Raw genomic sequence first — 16,383 nt, forward strand, 5'->3', positions numbered from 1 at the left:
CGTATGCGGGAAGAAGTGGATTGTCCATACTGAAACAGGGCCAGAAATGGGATCACCCCCGCGTATGCGGGAAGAAGCCTTTTTCTTTCAGCCATTGTGCAAGCTTCCGGGGATCACCCCCGCGTATGCGGGAAGAAGCAACTGCTGTGGAGAAGGCTGAACAAAACTCAGGGATCACCCCCGCGTATGCGGGAAGAAGGCTCTTTTGTATAAAGAACCAACGAGAAACCAGGGATCACCCCCGCGTATGCGGGAAGAAGGGACGATAGCTATCCGCCGTCTTACTGACAAAGGGATCACCCCCGCGTATGCGGGAAGAAGCGTACTCTTGGTTCAGGTCTATTCCCCTAAGCAGGATCACCCCCGCGTATGCGGGAAGAAGCCTTTGACTCCAAATTTTGCTAGAAGAATTCTGGGATCACCCCCGCGTATGCGGGAAGAAGACTAAAGGATCCCTATATTACCGGGCTTTCTTTTTCAAGTAAGTCGGAAATTTATTCACTTTTGAAATTAGCTCTGCTATTAATTCGACATCCCCCAAAGCTCGATGGGGAACTTTTTTATCAATTCCATAACTCAGTAGGACTGTCTGTAATTGATAATTTTTTAAGAACATATTTTCTTTTTTTACAATAGTCCTTAAATCTAAGATAGGATTAGATAAATTTTCTTGACCCATCTTTTTCAGCTGCTTATTAATAAAGCTAATGTCAAAATTAATATTGTATCCAACGATAACCTGATTTTCAATAAATTGAAGAAGATCTATTAACACTTCATTCTCATCTATCCCCTCTTCATCTATTTTTCGCTGGCTAATCCCCGTTAGTTTTTGAATCTGCATGGGAACTGTCCGCTCAGCTATTAAATGATGAAAGACTTCTTTCTCTTGTCCCTTTATCTTCATAGCTGCTATTTCGATAATTTTATCTTTATTTGGCTCTAAGCCAGTTGTTTCGATATCCAAAATAATATAGCTCAATGGAGCAGAAGGGGTCGATTTTGAGAACTTCCTAGCCTTATGGAACTTACTAGCATTGCTGAAACCCTTCTGTTTTGGATATCCTGATTTTTCCTCCATTTGAGGCAAGAAGACAAGTGGAATCCCTTCCAGTTCGATCATCTGGCGTGATGTATTGTACGATTCAAAACGATAGCCAATTTCATTCTGAGCAGCATAGGAAATAGTAGCCTCACCATTGCCTACGTTCTCTTTTACCCTTTCCCATAATTTTTCGCGAATCCGTCGGTTAAAATTACCAACATAGACTCCCGTAGATATTTCCTGCATCCATTTACTCAAATCTCCCCTTAAGGATGCTGAAGTTTTAGAGAGTGTGATGACGGTAAAGGGCATCAATCTTCCTCCTCATCATAGCTTACCCCATAACTTACTAGGTCTTCTTTATCGTCCCAGAGTCCAAAATTTTCTGCAATTATTTCATCTTCGTTAGAGATGTCTAACAAAACTTGTATATCTTTTACGATTCGTTTCATTAATTTACCATCAACTAAACGGTCCCTTAATTTCAAGCGGGTCAGTCGACCAATATCGTCCTCAGGCGTATATTCACTCGCTATCTGAAAAGCCAAGGGAATGGTATATTCTGCTTTATACAAATCTGCAATATCATAGACGAAAGCCTTATCATGGCCTGTATGGACGAAACCTAAGCCTGGGGAAAGGCCTAGAGCTGCCGTAATACTATGGACTAAGCCATAAAGGGCAACATTAGCCGACGACAAAGCTTGGTTGACCACATCGCTGGCTAAGAAATCATCTGGATTGTACTGCCGCTTATCCCAAGGGACCTCATATTTATCAGCATAATAGCGATAGGTCCGACGCACCCTTGCCCCTTCACGGCCCCTTAGCTGCTGCATGGTTAACTTGGATACATCTTCATTTTCAAAACGCAGGGCATACATTTTACGAGCTACTGTCAGTCGTAAACGCCGATTGGATACATACTTAGCCTGGCGCTCAAGAAGGCGTGTCGAATGGGCCAAGGGGCGGCCCCCTGCATAAAAGCGTACTCCTCTTTCGCCGACCCAGGCTATAGAAGTTCCAGTGTCACCAATTAACTCAATCGCTCGGTGACTTACATCAGTACCAGGCCCCAGAAGAAGAACTCCAATCATAGCGCAGGGGATCCTAACAACACCACGTTTATCCCTTACTGTAATCGCGCTATCTATGCGGTTGATTTTGGCATGTTCAATATAAATAAAACTAACGCGATCGCCTATTCGTGGCAGCTCCTGGAGTTCCGTCTTTTTAGCCCCAAATTTTCTTTCCATCTCTAATCCCTCAATGGAATAACTGTCATCAAGCCAAAGCCGTAAGCTTTTTTCTTGCCGAAGCCCTGGGTTAGCGTTTTAATAAATTGGTCTTTGTCCGCCACTGTCAGCTGTCCCTCGTAGCTCACTTGGATTAAGCGCAAATTCCTTTGCCCTGATTTTTTAACTAAAGCGCGCTTGCTTTCCACAATTTTAAAATCATCTTCTTTTAATAAAAAGCCATTTTTTTCTGCTCGATCCAGTAGAAATTGACGCTGGTGCGCTTCGGTCACATGGGGCATCACACGTCCGCGCTCTCCCTTTTCCCCCGAGCTTTTAGAAATGACTGGGTTTAAAGTCACTCGAAAGCCTAAGCGCATGCCTGTTTCAATTTGGCTGAGAAAATGATCATAAGACTTGCTGGCAGCTGTCCCCGGCACCCCGTAGCGCTCTAATTGGTCTAGGTCTGGCTCCTCTTCACTCACAATCAACAAATAATCTTTGCCCTGCAAGCGGTCTAAACGCCAGAGTTTTCGGCTCCTCTCCCCTGCTTTAAACTCCTCAGGAAAGCTCGTCTCTACCCAGTTATGGTAAGCTCCTGCATGGGTCAGATCTTTAATTTTTTGACGGTTGTGACTATCGATCTGTACACGTGAAAGATACATTTTAACCTCCTAACTCAGCAAAAGCATCATGTTCGGTTTCATGAACAGGGCTGGGAAGCTCAATTTGAAATTTAACCTCCCGTCGGGTTTGAAAATGGCGGTTTTTTTGGTCAAAAGAGACCACCAAGTCTTTTCGCCACTGGTCGCGCTTGCTAATTTCTACTAGCCCTGCATCTGCGTAGGCTTCCAAAACACGGCTGTGCTGTCTTTGGTACCAAGGAGCTGCCTGCCAGCCTACACGCTGCAAGCTCTCCACAGCTCCCAGATCATTCTCAGCAACAATGAAGTCTAGGGGCAAGGGGAGGGACCGCCGCCCCATAAAGGGCTGAAAGTAGGGATTCTTTAGGGCTTGGATAATCTTTGCCATGAATGCGTCATCACTATGGGCTAGGGCGACTAGGAAGACCGCGTCCTCAAGATAATAGCGGTTGGTCACATAGGTTCGGTCGGGCTGACCGTTGGCTTTGTACTTGTGAGCCGTTTGATAGTCTCGCCTAAGTCCTCCTTCTTGATCAACCCGGACTGCGAAATCTAATTGGTTGAGGGCTTGGATGTCCTCTGTTTGGTCACGCCGATAACCTAGACTTGCCGCTACTAAACCGATAACCCCGCTCTTCGAGGGATATAAATCTGTATGGCGACTTTCGAAATGAGATTGTGTGCCCCAAGACTGTAAGGGACCGGCAAACTTCAAAACGATTGATTTCACCTTACTCACCTGCTTGATCTAATTGCTCTGCAAGCACCGGATCCATGGCTTCCTGGAGCTGGCTTAATGAATTGACTGTCTCTACACTAGCCAAGTCGCTTGCATCCCCATCAAGATTGAGGTAGAAGGTCGCAATAGCTGGATCTAATAATTTTTCCGCCTTATTCACTTCTGCCAGTAAGCGATCAACAGAAGGATTAACAAAACCATCCTCTGCTCTAACTGGAGACTCGAAAGCAGTCACTAGGCTAAGTGGTCGGTCAGAGCGAAGCGAAAGCAGAACCGCCTGAGGAATCGTTTGGTTGGCAAAAGTATTCACTTTCCCCGTAGGTAATGAATTTAGAAAGGCCTTGAGGAATAAGTTTAGGCTCCGTTGAAGCGTCTCTAAATCACCGCCTAACTGTTGGAGAAATTCATGAACAGCGACATCCGCATAGCGATATAAGGTTGATGAATTGAATTCAATGGTTCCTAACATGCCAGCTCCCGCATTATCTTCTTTACCATAATCATCAACCGCCGTATAGAAGTCAAATTCAGTCTGTACGGCATGGGTTGAAATAGCATGGGCAACCTGAGCGGAAGCATCTTCATTAAGGGAAGGATCATCCGCTACCATCCGTCCAAACAGTGCGATATCAATGGCCGGATTTTCTTTTAAGAGGGCCTTCAATTCTTTCTTGTCTGTGACACCGTCAAGGGCAGCTTGGGCTAATTTTTCTGCTTGAATATCACCGAGGAAGAAGAGCGCCTTGGCGCGTTGGTCCTTGGTCTTTACGCCTGCTGCATTGATGGTTTTATCAGCTAGTGCCATGGCCTCTTCGTCGCTCATATCAGCTGATAATTTTTGAATTTTATGGGCAAGGTAACGCACAATCTCTAAGCTTCTGACCCCTACATTATCGAGAGCACCGAATTCCTTAAAGTAATCCCGCATAGCTCTCTTCCAAGCTTGTGAACTCACCCGAGCTCGTTGGACGCCACCGTATCTTGCTGTTTTCGGACTCCCTGTATCATCCCGGTTGATATTGGATGGCGGCAGGGTCTGGATGGCATGGATATCTAAAAATAAAGGTGATTTAGTCATTGTCAGTCTCCTTTTCTTTGTCCGTTTCATTACTTTGATAACTATAATAGGCTTTAGCCCAGCTCAAACGCAAACTTTCGACGTAGGGACGATCATGTTTAAAATCATAACGGTCCCCTTTGACCTTATAAATATCGCGGCTCAAGCCTCCGAAGTTAATGGGAACTTCTGCTTTAGTTTTCGATTTAAGTAATTGTAGCATTTGCCGTAAGTGATACTTGAACTCTTCATAAGTCGTTGCTGTTATCATGGCATTAAAACGCCGGTCGGTTGCCACCTTATTTTCTTCATTTCTTCTTAAGTAAGCGAGCGAATGCCCAAAATTCTTGCGCCGATCGACTTCATCCGTCCATACTGCTTGATCCTTACCTTGTTGGTAGACCGCATAGAGTTGGAGGGTAAGCAGAATGGCTTCTTCTTGATCAGTTAAAATTGAGCTTTGCCCGAGATAGTCCTCCGGTATATTTTCAAAAATGAAGGGCCAAATTTCAATGCTTTGACTCATATCGCGTCCGATTGAATGCCTTAAGCTAGCTAATCTTGCCTTGGTTACGGGCTGGTCTAGGCTATGACTGAGCTGGTGTAAGAGCCGTTCAGTCACTTGCGATAGCTGAATTCTTTTTGTCATGTCATTCCTCCTTTAAAGCTTTCCATAAGAACCGAGAAAATTTATTGTGGACCGTTGCAATATTCATCACTTCTTTGTCTTGGACAATTCCCGTATAATCCCGTGGCCCCGCCTCGTTTATAATCTGACTGACTTGCTGGTTAATCAGGTCATAGAGGCAATCCTGCCAATCCTGAACCTTTTGATTCTTCGATTCATACATTTCTAAGGAGAGCAGCCAATCTCTGAAGGGCCGGTCAATCCTAAAGTAAACTTCTTCGATGTTTTGATTGATAAAGGCGTAATACTTAGGATCATCACGCTTGATATTTCGTATCTGGTTGATGTCTTTGAGGAAATACTGGAAGTGGACCTCAACCATCTTCTTGGTTTTATCCACCGTATCATTAATCCGTGGCATCCAGTTACTCTCCTTCACATCAATAAGGACAAACGAACGAATATCTAAGCGATCGCAAATCTCATCTACTGGTACCCAAGAAGTGGCATTGCCGTCGTCTTGCATGCTCACCGCGCGCAGGGTGATAACTTTGTCGCTAATCGTCTCATCTAATTTATTCAACCACTGGATAATCCCCGGCTGCCTCTGTTTTTCATCTTCAGCATCGGAATCTGGCAGAGCGAGTAAACCAAAGGACCGCCAAATCGCTTGACCTGGCCGGTGTTTACGCGGGGTAAAACGACCCTTATTTTCTCCCGAATCGTTATGACGCCAAAGAGTCATCGGTTCGAGGAATTGGTTTGTATGCCTCAGATCGGGCAGCTTCACCAGCTGACATTCGAAGGGCTGGCTGAGGTCCGTTTCCGGATCAATATAAACGGCCCTTGACCACAGGGTATAGAGTTCAGCCAAATTATCTGGAGCAAAGTCTGTAAAATAACCTTCTATATTTTCAGCGGGAGCAAATTCCCAAGCCGGCTTCTGTTGCTTACCCCAAAATTTATCATAAGGATGAACAGCTATACAGTTTAAAAGTAAGGTTTCTAGTAAATTATCGCCCTCTAGATAAATACCGCCGATATCAAATAACCAGCCCTTAGAGGCCTTATACTTATCCTGACCAAAGATTACCTTGTCGGATAAACCAATATAGCCCTGCAAGGTAATCAACCATCGAGCAACTTCGCTTTCACTCAGGATTTCTTTATTCTTCTTCGCCGCATACTTGGGAGAGAAGAGGGCCGGTTTATTTCCACTTTCTGAAATTAACCGATTAATATTCTTACCCGACACACTCGAGGCCTTTTTCTTACTGATCTTATCTTCAGAAATTTCATCCGCCGCCACTTGCATAAAGGGATAAGCCTCATCAAAAAGATAAAAGCGGTCGTACCAGTGGTCGAGATAGCTGAAAATATTTTTGGGAAGTTCTTTATTTTCCCACAATCTGTGCCAATCTTTTCTCAATTTTTTATATAATTTTTTTACATCATTACGATCTTCAGCATCCCAATCGTCCTGGTAGTGTGGTCTAAGATCACCCTCGAGATCAAAACGATCAAAAGCCGTCTGTAAGATAGACAGAAGAATTCTCAATACCGCAAAATTTTGCGTCTCTGTCTCCCCAGCTAAACGCTGGTAGAGATGGGCATTCTGGAAGACTTCTTTCAGTGAGACTTCCTGGTTTTGATCTTCTAGGTCTAGAACCTTGATCCAGGCTTCGTCAATCAAATTAAAGCGACTCATTCTTTTCCTCCTTTTCCATGCTTAAACCAAATTTTGGGCTATAAGTGAGATGATAACCATGCAGGCTAAAACTATTAGTATCGTCCAATAAGACGCCTAGCTGACCCTTTAACCAAGGGGAGTCTTGCCAAGACCTAAAGTGTTTGGCGGTATAAGCTTCCAAGATTCGAATAACTTCATCGATATTGTAACCCTTACTTAGGATGCCAGGTAACTTTATGGTCTCTTGGGCTAATCTTTTCGCTATGGTTGGATCTGCGACTTCTTCTGAAATATCGCGCTCATCACCTAATAAACCGTATCCTTCTGCTAATTGCTTCAACAAGATCACTTCAATGGTCTCATCACTGTCTCGGACTTGGGCATAGCCCCCCGCTTCCGTCTGATCTGGACTACCATTATTTAACCATCCGACCAGAGACTCTTCCTCATCATCCAATGAGAAATCTTCTACTGCTAATAAATATTCGCTAGCTTTACTTTTTTTAGCTTCTTTACGCTCTACTTCCTTTGTCTCAGCTTTCTCAAGAGCTGGTTTCAGATCATCCGCCAGGTCAGGTTCGGCGCTGCCATAGACTTTTTGCACCAAGGGGGAGATGTCTCCAGGTATATTTAATACTTTCGGTAGAAAAGCCTGGGTCCGGATCAATAGATTCTTTCCGTAGATACTCTTGGATCCCTTATCGAAGTCCAAGCTATCTGACAACCCCATAACATAGAAACGGGCTTCTTGGTGTTGGGATGGGCGGTGGATGGCATGGCGGTGGAGCCGGCCCATTCGTTGAATGAGTAAGTCCATGGGGGCTAAATCGCTGACCATGACATCGAAATCAATATCTAGGGATTGTTCAATCACCTGGGTACCAATAATAATCTTCTTAGCTGGCCGACCTGCTCCCTTACCAATGTCTTGGAGGAGCTGTCTTTCCTTCTTCTTGCGTTCCGTTGCAATGAAGGAAGCATGCAGGACATCGACCACGTCATCCCCATAGCGTGCCACACATTTTTGTGCCAAATCCTGGGCTTTTTTCACTGTATTGACCACAATGCCTACAACACCCTCACCCTTGAGCCAATTATCTAATTGGTCAAACAATTGGTCTTCTTCAAATGGTTGAATTTCCACGGGATGGTTTTCTTGCGGTTCAAAGTCTGCGAATTGCTGGACACGCTTGCTATCTGAATAAGTCACTAGGGGATAAGCATCTTCTAGCAAGCCGTCTTCTGGCCACTGAATCTTCTCGTTTGTATCCCCTCGCTCTTGAAGATAAGATTTCACCATCTTTTTACGACTAGAAGCAGGGAGGGTCGCCGATAGGATGATAACCGGAACCCCATAAGCTCCCATTAGGCTCAGCGCCTGGTTTAAGTAAACATTCATATAGGCATCGCAAGCATGGACCTCATCGATAATGACAACCTTCTTGCTAAAGCCTAGATGGCGCAGGGCCAGGTGTTTTTGCTTCAAGGCATTCAAGAGGAATTGGTCTACTGTTCCTACAACAAAGTCATCGAGGTTGGACGTCTTTCGTCCCTTAAACCACTGGTTGACTGTCACCGTGCCTAGTCCGCTCTCCCCATCAATATTAATATTCGAGGCAAGGCTCTCATAGTCTGGATTCAAGGCTGCCTTACCATGGACGAGTTGAAGCGATGTATCTTCCATATAATCATCACTCACTCGGGACAACCAATGGGAGACACGTGGAAAAATCCCATCAGATGTCGCTTGCGTAGGTAGGCCAAAGAATATCCCGCTCTGTCCCCGACGATTAGCCAGGACTTCTGCACCAACCAAGGCTGCCTCTGTCTTCCCTAGACCCATGGGTGCTTCTAAAATAAAGATTCCTGGATCTTCGACAGTCAATAACAATTCCGTAAACTTGCGTTGAAAATCTCTTGGCACAAACGCCTGGTCGCTCTCCGGATCTCCAAATCGGTCATTATAGATGGCATCAACAGAAGCAATTTCTTGGAAATGGATAGGACGGGTCTTGAACCAGTGGCTGAAGCCCGAACGAATCCGCTGGTCTTGGTCAATAGCTACAGGATCATTGAAGTCAATTAAAGGAAAATAATGTTCATTACTTGCGATCCAGTCTGCCATGATTAAGAGGCCTGAATAGATCACTTGACCATTCTTACTAATTTGGGGCAGGTCCTCTACCCGGTCAAAACCCGAAAAGTCTAACGCCCAATCTAAAAGCCGCTTCTGCTCAGCTTCCCATAATTTATAAACGGGATGATTAGGATTAGGAACTTGGTAGTAATTTTCGCTATAGCCCCGCTGAAGTTTTAACGTTTTTGGCTCTGATACAGGCTTTCCATGGTGGCCACCAACTATCGAGGCAATCCCTCGGTTAACTCCCATTTTTTCAAGAATCACCTGGCCAACGGTAGCATGGGGCGTGCGTCCAACATCCCTAAATAGAGTATCACCCAAGCCCTCAAAGCCTTCAAATTCTAACTGTTCAATCAATTGTCGGTCTAAATCGGCGGAGTTGCTGAAGCCTTTTTTGGCCTGGAAACTCCCACAAATCTTGCCTAGGTCGTGGCTTGCACCCAAAAACACAGCCACTTGCTTAGCAACTTGTTCATCCGGCTGGTTCAACGAATCGCTTAGGAGTTGACGCTGGCCGTCACTCAGCCAATGCTCCCAGAGTAAGCCCGAAACTTGGGCTGTATCCAAGGCATGTTGGCTGAGAGGCAGCCATAGATAGCGCCCGCCCTCTTCTTTCTTCTTAGCCCAGAAAACTGGGTTAACTGCGGTCTGAATAATTATCCTCTCCTCACATACAATAAGGCTAACCCCTGCTAACGCAGGAAGAAAAGATATTACCTAATCCATTTAAGGATCACACCTGCTGAAGCAGGCAGAAGTTAGCCCTATTATCTCATTTAAAATCCTTGAATTCAATTTTATAAATGGATACGAGATCTAGCAAATAATCAGCCGAGGGAAGACAACGTCCTCGCTCCCAATTGGCTATACTGCCAACCTGGACTCCAATTTTATTAGCTACCTCTTGTTGAGTTAAATTCAAATCTAAGCGGCTCTGTCTTAAAATTTCAGCTATTTTCATTTTACGAACCCTCTCTTTTACATAATCTATTTAATTCAATTTACTTTACAACAGTACTATAGCAATAAAAAAAATATTTTGCAACCCAAAGATATTGAGGCCTCACAGCTTCCTCCTTCCCTGCAAAGCTCATTAGGCCCAGAGAGCTCCAAGCAAGGAAGATTTAATCCCACCATTCCAATAAAAAAATGCTGAAGCCAGAAAACTTCAGCATTTTTCTTCATTTTTTACCATAAGCCCATAACATACTGGAGTCCCAGACTGACCAGGGTAATGGCAATCCAGCAGGCTGCCCCTAAGCCCAGGGCACTAGCCCCTGAACGCAGGAGTTTGACGAGATCCGTATTCAAACCAATCGCAGCCATGGCCCATACAATCAGGAACTTGCTGGCCCATTTGAAGGGAGCAAAGAGTCCTTCAGGTAGACCAAGAGCCAAGCAAATCGTTGTGAGTAAAGAAGCGAGGACAAAGTAAATAATAAATTGAGGTAGACTCGCCTTAATTTTTTGCCCCCAAGTTAGACCAGTTGGCGTCTCTTCCCCGTGGCGGCTGCGCCAGAAGCTCAATCCTAGCGTAATCGGAATAATAGCCAGGGTCCGGGTGAGTTTCACCGTAATCGCCTTATCGAGAGTCGCTGTCCCCAGATTAAAGAGACTGTCCCAGGTGGAAGCAGCGGCTGTCACAGAAGAGGTGTCATTGACCGCTGTCCCTGCGAAGATCCCGAAGGCTTCCCCGCTCGTCGTATCGAAGCCCAACCATTGTCCTAAACTTGGAAAAATTAGGGCGGCCAGGACATTAAAGAAGAAAATAACCGAAATTGCCTGGGCGACTTCCTCTTCTTCCGCTTCAATGACAGGGGCTGTTGCAGCAATCGCTGATCCTCCACAAATCGATGACCCAACCCCTACCAAGCTAGCTGTCTTCGTATCAATATTTAAATAACGGCTAAAAATAAAGGCTACCAAGAGGGCGATGGAAATGGTGGAGAGGATAATCGGTAAAGAAGTCACTCCCGTCTCAATAACGACAGAAAGATTGAGACCAAAACCGAGCAAGACCACAGCTGCTTGCAGTAAGACCTTACTCGAAAAGCGAATACCGGGTTGGAAGATCGCTCCTGCCTTCCAAAATAGCGCCAGTATCATCCCCATTAAAATAGCAAAAACAGGTCCGCCAATGATAGGAAAAGCCTGTCCCAAAAAGTGTGCAGGCAGGGCAATGGCTAAGGATAAGGCCAGGCCTGGCAACAAGTGACGATTAATTTTCATAAGATGCCTTCTTTCTAAATCATAAGATGGGGCAAAAGTCTCGCCTTTTTCACGACGGATGCCAAAAGTCAGCCCTGGCATCCACTAGGCGAATTCAGGCGATCATCTCACAATGCTCGGCCTTCATTCACCCTCGTGGTCCAGGGCTGGTCGACTTTTGTCTCACTTTATTTTCATTAAATCACAATGATCCATTAATTTCCAATCAATTTTATTTTCAAAAGGATCAGCGTTAGCTATCTTAACTATTAACAAAAAAGCCCACTTCTAAGAAGTAGGCTTAGCTAAGTTATGATTTGAGCTTGAGATAGAGGCTCTGAACCATAAAGATCAGGATAAACAGGGCCGCTATGGTGGCGCCAGGTGGGGTATCGAAGTAATAGGAGACCGTCAGCCCCCCTAGCATCCCAACCAGGGCTAAGCAGATGGCTAGGTAAATCACCTGGTTGAAGTGGCGGGCAATCCGCATAGCAATGGCTGCTGGCATGATAATAATCGCCGAAACCAGAAGAGACCCTGCGATGGGCATCATGATAGAGATCGCGATCCCTGTTACAACTGAAAAAAGAATAGAAATCAAACGTGTGGGTAGGCCTGCCGTATAGGCCGTATCCTCATCGAAGGAAAGCACATAGAGGATCCGTTGGTTGACCAGGTAAGCAAGCCCGACAAGGACCGTTAGACCGATCAATAGCCCGATTTGAAGCGGCGAAATGGCCACAATCGATCCGAAGAGATAGGACTCAATACTGGCTGCAGAGTCCACACGGGAAAGCAAGAGGAGGGCCAAGGCCATCCCCCCTGACATTAGCATAGCAATCGAGATATCTGAATAATTACTGTAAACCCGTCTGAGATATTCTAACAATAAGGCCGCCAAGATAACCAAGGCAATGGTTGTCAAGGTCGGCTCCAAGCCGAGGAGATAACCCAAGGCCACGCCCGCCAAAGAAATATGGGCCAAGGTATCGGCCATTAGCGACTGCTTACGCAGAATTAAGAATAGGCCAAGGATAGGCGTGAAGAGGGCCATCGCTAGGCAAGCGATGATGGCTCTTTGCATGAAGTCATACTGAAGCATCTCCATGGGGTCCCCTCCTCTCTGACTAAGTGGATTTGTTTATCGAAATAATCTTTTAGGGACAAGTCTTCATGGGTCACCATAAGGATTGCCTTGCCATGGTTACGGGTATTGTGGCGGAGCAAGTCATAGAAATTCTTGCGCGATTCAATATCCATCCCTGTCGTCGGTTCATCTAAGATAAAGAGGTCTGGATCCGTTGCGAAGACCCGGGCCAAACAGATCCGCTGCTTCTGTCCGCCCGACAAGTCCCCAATCCGTTCATTTCGTTGTTCCCACATCCCCACGGAGTCAAAGGCCCGTCGGATATGGTCTTCATCCTCCTGGTCTAAGCGCTTGAACCAGCGATTCTGCTGGTAGCGGCCCGACTGAACAAATTCATAGACCGTTGAAGGGAAGCCAGCATTGAAAGAAGAAATACTTTGGGGCACATAGCCGACTTGTAATTTTTCACCTTGGAAATTCTTCTGGGCAATCCGACACTGGCCTTTTTCTGGTTCGAGCAGACCGAGGATATTCTTGAGCAAGGTCGTCTTAGCGGCTCCGTTTTCCCCCGTTAGGATCACAAATTCGCCCGGATCTACGGTAAAACTAATATTATTTAAGACCGGCTCCTCATTGTATGAGAAGCGCAAGTCTTCCACTTCAATATAATGCATAGGACACTCCTTTACTTCAAGCCCGCTTCGAGATGGTCTAAATTCTGCCGCATCAAGTGGAGATAGCCTTCTCCATTAGCTTCGATACTGGCATCAGGAGACTCCATTGAGCTGAGACTGCTGGTCTTAATCCCTGTATCATGGGCAATGACATCAGCCAGCTTAGAAGATCCCCCCTGCTGGAAGAAGATCACTTCGATGCCTCTTTGGCGAATATAGTCTTCTAATTGGGCCAATTTGGCTGGAGATAGACTGGCGGTCGAATCCACACTGGTCAAGGCAATCTGTTCCAGATCATAGCGGGCAGCCAGGTAGTTAAAGGCGGCATGGTCCACGACAAAGTGCCGGTCCTTCTTATCCGCTAAGGCAGTCTTAAAGTCCTGGTCTAATTGCGCCAATTCCTTAATAAAGGCCTCGGCATTGGCTTGATAGTCCGCTTGATGGTCAGGGTCCTGACCAGCTAGGGCATCCGCAATTCCCTGAACTTCTTTTTGGGCCAGGACAGGATCCAACCAGGTGTGAGGGTCCTTGGCATGGACATGGAGGTCGCCTTCCGGGTGATCGTGACCATCGTCTCCTTCCCCATCATGGGCGTGGTCATGGCCCTCATGCTGGGCCCCATCAATGGTGGTTACCTGGCCAGCCATCAGGTCAAGTCCTCCTGCTGCCTCGTGGACAGCGACTTGGTCTTGTTTGAGGCTCTCCACCATAGTCGGTACCCAGGTCTCCATTTCATCACTATTATAGATAAAGAGATCAGAGGCTTCCAAATCCGCTAAATTTTTAGCGCTAGGTTCATAGTCATGAACCTCTTGCCCATTAGCAATCATCACTTGAACGTCTGCATGGTCTCCTGCCACCGCTTGGGTCAAGGCCTGGATGGGATAAAAACTGGTCATCACTTGCAGCTTATCCCCCGATTCAGCCTCTTTCTGGGAGCTTTGGCAAGCCGTCACAAGCAAGGCTAAGCCCAAAGCGAAAAGGTAAAGATATTTTTTCTTCATCGCTGACTCCTTTCATCAAGATTAAAGGTTAGTCGTAACTGTTACGATTTAATACCCTTTAAGATACCACACTTCCTCCCCTGTCGCAAGAAAAAAAGCTGAGTCCCCTCAACTTTTTTCTTCCTATAGGGCTCCTGTTAGAGGCCAGTCCCCTGCTGCAAGACAGGGACCACATAGACTTCTTTACAGAAACCGCGCAAGGCATTATAGACATGTTTGGCCCGGTTCAAAGACGGGGCAAAGCCAATAACTGTCGACCCCGTCCCGGTCATAGTCACCCCTTGGGCCCCAAATTTTTGCATCTTAGCCTTTAACTTAGCTAGGCTAGGATAATTCCAAAAGACCAAGTCTTCTAGCATATTGCCTGTTGCTTGGACTAAGTCCTGGTAGGAATGCTTATGGATAGCTTGGAGGACGGCCGGGGTATTGGCCTGGTCAGGCAGGTCAGACGGAGTCAGCTCGTGTAAGATCTTGTCGGTAGATACAGAGAGCGGTGGCTTAGCGAGAACCAACCATGAGGCAGGCAGGGCGGAGAGCGGCTGGAGCTGGTCGCCCTGTCCGCTAACGTGCTGGATACCACCTAATAAACAATAAGGAGCATCCGCATCAATCTTTAGGGCCAAGTCTAAGAGCTCTTCTCTAGAATAATCCAGGTCCCAGAGCTTATTCACAGCCCGTAAAACAGCCGCCGCATCCGAGCTCCCCCCGCCTAGGCCGGCAGAGACCGGGATTTGCTTCTCAATAATAATCTCTAAACCCCGCTTAACTTGACTGGCCTCCCTAATCAAACTTGCGGCGCGATAGGCATGGTTCCGCGCATCATTAGGAAGGAAGCTCCGGCTCGTACGCACTACAATCTCTTGGTCGGAACGCTCTTGGATTGTCAGGCGGTCTGAGAGGTCAACCGAAGCCATCACCATGTCATAATGCCAGCTCCCAGTCGCTTCATGGTAGATCAAGTCCTGGGATAGGTTTATCTTTGCTGCTGCTTTCTCTATAATCGACACACTGCCACCTCCCTTATTCGCAATGACTGATTACCTTGAATTTTAGCATGAGATCCCCTTGAAATAAAGTAAAGCCGCTTTGCCGTCGGGTCATTAGCCGCTAATATGAGAAAAAGGCCAGGACACCATGCCTAGCCTAGACTTCTCTAATTATTAAATTCAATTTCAACGCTTTCCGTTAAGACATCTGTGTAGCTGTAACAGACACGTTCGAATTGATTTTGATCCTGGTCAAGTTCAACAACAAAAACAGCTGGGAAGGTATCACTCAAAATCCCCTGGCGCACGGTAATCCGTTTACGTCCTGTCTGTTGGGTAACCTGGATACGGCGCCCAAGCTTTTCATCCAAAGCTGCTTTGATCGCTGCTAAGTTCCCTGACATTCTATCACTCCTCTAATGTTAACTATTATAACACATGAGTTGACTTTATGCAATACCACAAATGAGCGATTGAGTCAAGACTTGACTTTGTTTTCTTAGTCATTTTTTATTTAAGAACTTGCTTCTTTTCCTTGGCTTTGGATGCCTTGGCGGACAACTTCTGCAACCAATAGTTTCTCGGCATCGATAATGGGGTAAGCCTTCTTAGGGTCATGGCTATTCACATAAGAAACTTCTGTACAGCCCAGGATGATGGCTGAGGCCCCCTGGTCCATAAAGTCCGATAGAATTTCCTCGTACAGACTAAGGTCAGCGATGGCCTGGTTTTTGACCTGGTCATAAATCAGCCTCATAATCTTCTCCTGGAGGGCATCATCGGGAGCCAGGGCTTGGCAGCCTGCCCGCTCAATGGTCTCATGGTATAGACCACTCTGAGTCGTTCCCTTAGTCGCACAGATACCAATTTTTTCCCCGCGATGGGCTGCGAGAGCGTCTTCAACTAAGGTCAGCATGTTAATAATGGGTAGGTCAGTTGCTGCTTGCAGGTCATCGAAGAAGTAGTGGGCTGTATTGCAAGGAATCGCCAAGAAATCAGGGCCTAAACTTTCTATTTGTTTAATATCTTCAATCAGGGGTTCAACCGGACTTGCCTGGCTATGGTCTAAGATATAAGCCGTCCGATCGGGAACAGTTGCATGGTTAAAGAGGATATAGTTCAAATAAGCTTGGTCACTCTCAGGACGGTAAAGCTTATTCATTTCTTCTAAAAAGTTGGTGGTTGCAACGGTCCCCATCCCCCCTATAATCCCAAAGAAATGTTTCATAGTACCTCCCTCTACAGG

Annotated in this window: 16 protein-coding genes and 1 CRISPR repeat array (1 of these 17 cut by a window edge); all 16 genes read right to left on the minus strand. The window is 46.1% G+C overall.

What is annotated here, in order from left to right; all coding sequences use genetic code 11:
- A CRISPR array of direct repeats spans window positions 1-443; the repeat unit is 28 nt; unit sequence GGATCACCCCCGCGTATGCGGGAAGAAG; it begins 317 nt to the left of the window's first position.
- Window positions 444-460: 17 nt separating this feature from the next.
- The 16 genes from cas2e to F6I03_RS03615 all read right to left on the minus strand — a co-directional run bounded on the left by cas2e (window position 461) and on the right by F6I03_RS03615 (window position 16,365).
- Window positions 461-1,357, minus strand: coding sequence for a type I-E CRISPR-associated endoribonuclease Cas2e (gene cas2e, locus F6I03_RS03540; protein ID WP_070431133.1), 897 nt, complete (start codon window positions 1,355-1,357; stop codon window positions 461-463).
- Window positions 1,357-2,301 carry a type I-E CRISPR-associated endonuclease Cas1e gene (cas1e, locus tag F6I03_RS03545; RefSeq protein WP_070431132.1) on the minus strand — a complete coding sequence of 315 codons (945 nt, stop codon included), beginning with the start codon at window positions 2,299-2,301 and terminating at the stop codon, window positions 1,357-1,359. Before cas1e ends, cas2e begins: the two co-directional genes overlap by 1 nt.
- Window positions 2,302-2,303: 2 nt before the next feature.
- Window positions 2,304-2,945, minus strand: coding sequence for a type I-E CRISPR-associated protein Cas6/Cse3/CasE (cas6e, locus tag F6I03_RS03550; protein ID WP_070431131.1), 642 nt, complete (start codon window positions 2,943-2,945; stop codon window positions 2,304-2,306).
- A 1-nt stretch (window position 2,946) separates the two neighbouring features.
- Window positions 2,947-3,654, minus strand: a complete 708-nt coding sequence (cas5e, locus tag F6I03_RS03555; protein ID WP_070431130.1) for a type I-E CRISPR-associated protein Cas5/CasD — start codon at window positions 3,652-3,654, stop codon at window positions 2,947-2,949.
- Between the two features lies 1 nt (window position 3,655).
- Window positions 3,656-4,741: a type I-E CRISPR-associated protein Cas7/Cse4/CasC gene (gene cas7e / locus F6I03_RS03560; protein WP_083290580.1), complete on the minus strand. Its 1,086-nt coding sequence runs from the start codon at window positions 4,739-4,741 to the stop codon at window positions 3,656-3,658.
- A complete protein-coding gene (casB, locus tag F6I03_RS03565) occupies window positions 4,734-5,369 on the minus strand; it encodes a type I-E CRISPR-associated protein Cse2/CasB (protein WP_070431129.1) in 636 nt (211 codons plus the stop codon). The genes cas7e and casB overlap by 8 nt, the downstream gene beginning before the upstream one ends.
- Window position 5,370: 1 nt before the next feature.
- Window positions 5,371-7,056 (minus strand): type I-E CRISPR-associated protein Cse1/CasA, encoded by a 1,686-nt coding sequence (locus tag F6I03_RS03570; protein ID WP_070626249.1) that lies wholly within the window; start codon window positions 7,054-7,056, stop codon window positions 5,371-5,373.
- On the minus strand, window positions 7,043-9,832 hold the full coding sequence (locus F6I03_RS03575) for a CRISPR-associated helicase/endonuclease Cas3 (protein WP_070431127.1): 2,790 nt from the start codon (window positions 9,830-9,832) through the stop codon (window positions 7,043-7,045). Before F6I03_RS03575 ends, F6I03_RS03570 begins: the two co-directional genes overlap by 14 nt.
- Before the next feature lie 118 nt (window positions 9,833-9,950).
- Window positions 9,951-10,139 carry a helix-turn-helix transcriptional regulator gene (locus F6I03_RS09980; RefSeq protein WP_070431126.1) on the minus strand — a complete coding sequence of 63 codons (189 nt, stop codon included), beginning with the start codon at window positions 10,137-10,139 and terminating at the stop codon, window positions 9,951-9,953.
- Between the two features lie 227 nt (window positions 10,140-10,366).
- Complete coding sequence (locus F6I03_RS03585) at window positions 10,367-11,407, minus strand: YeiH family protein (RefSeq protein ID WP_070431125.1); 1,041 nt, start codon at window positions 11,405-11,407, stop codon at window positions 10,367-10,369.
- A gap of 289 nt (window positions 11,408-11,696) precedes the next feature.
- Complete coding sequence (locus tag F6I03_RS03590; protein WP_070431124.1) at window positions 11,697-12,494, minus strand: metal ABC transporter permease; 798 nt, start codon at window positions 12,492-12,494, stop codon at window positions 11,697-11,699.
- Window positions 12,443-13,147, minus strand: a complete 705-nt coding sequence (locus F6I03_RS03595) for a metal ABC transporter ATP-binding protein (protein ID WP_070431123.1) — start codon at window positions 13,145-13,147, stop codon at window positions 12,443-12,445. Before F6I03_RS03595 ends, F6I03_RS03590 begins: the two co-directional genes overlap by 52 nt.
- An 11-nt stretch (window positions 13,148-13,158) precedes the next feature.
- Complete coding sequence (locus F6I03_RS03600) at window positions 13,159-14,151, minus strand: metal ABC transporter solute-binding protein, Zn/Mn family (RefSeq protein WP_070431122.1); 993 nt, start codon at window positions 14,149-14,151, stop codon at window positions 13,159-13,161.
- A gap of 137 nt (window positions 14,152-14,288) precedes the next feature.
- Window positions 14,289-15,158, minus strand: coding sequence for a 4-(cytidine 5'-diphospho)-2-C-methyl-D-erythritol kinase (gene ispE, locus F6I03_RS03605; RefSeq protein WP_070431121.1), 870 nt, complete (start codon window positions 15,156-15,158; stop codon window positions 14,289-14,291).
- Between the two features lie 146 nt (window positions 15,159-15,304).
- Window positions 15,305-15,541, minus strand: coding sequence for a Veg family protein (locus F6I03_RS03610; RefSeq protein WP_070431120.1), 237 nt, complete (start codon window positions 15,539-15,541; stop codon window positions 15,305-15,307).
- A gap of 110 nt (window positions 15,542-15,651) precedes the next feature.
- Window positions 15,652-16,365: an aspartate/glutamate racemase family protein gene (locus F6I03_RS03615; protein ID WP_070431119.1), complete on the minus strand. Its 714-nt coding sequence runs from the start codon at window positions 16,363-16,365 to the stop codon at window positions 15,652-15,654.
- Window positions 16,366-16,383 lie beyond the last annotated feature (18 nt).

This window comes from Aerococcus sanguinicola (assembly GCF_008726925.1).
In the GTDB taxonomy this organism is placed as follows: Bacteria; Bacillota; Bacilli; order Lactobacillales; family Aerococcaceae; genus Aerococcus.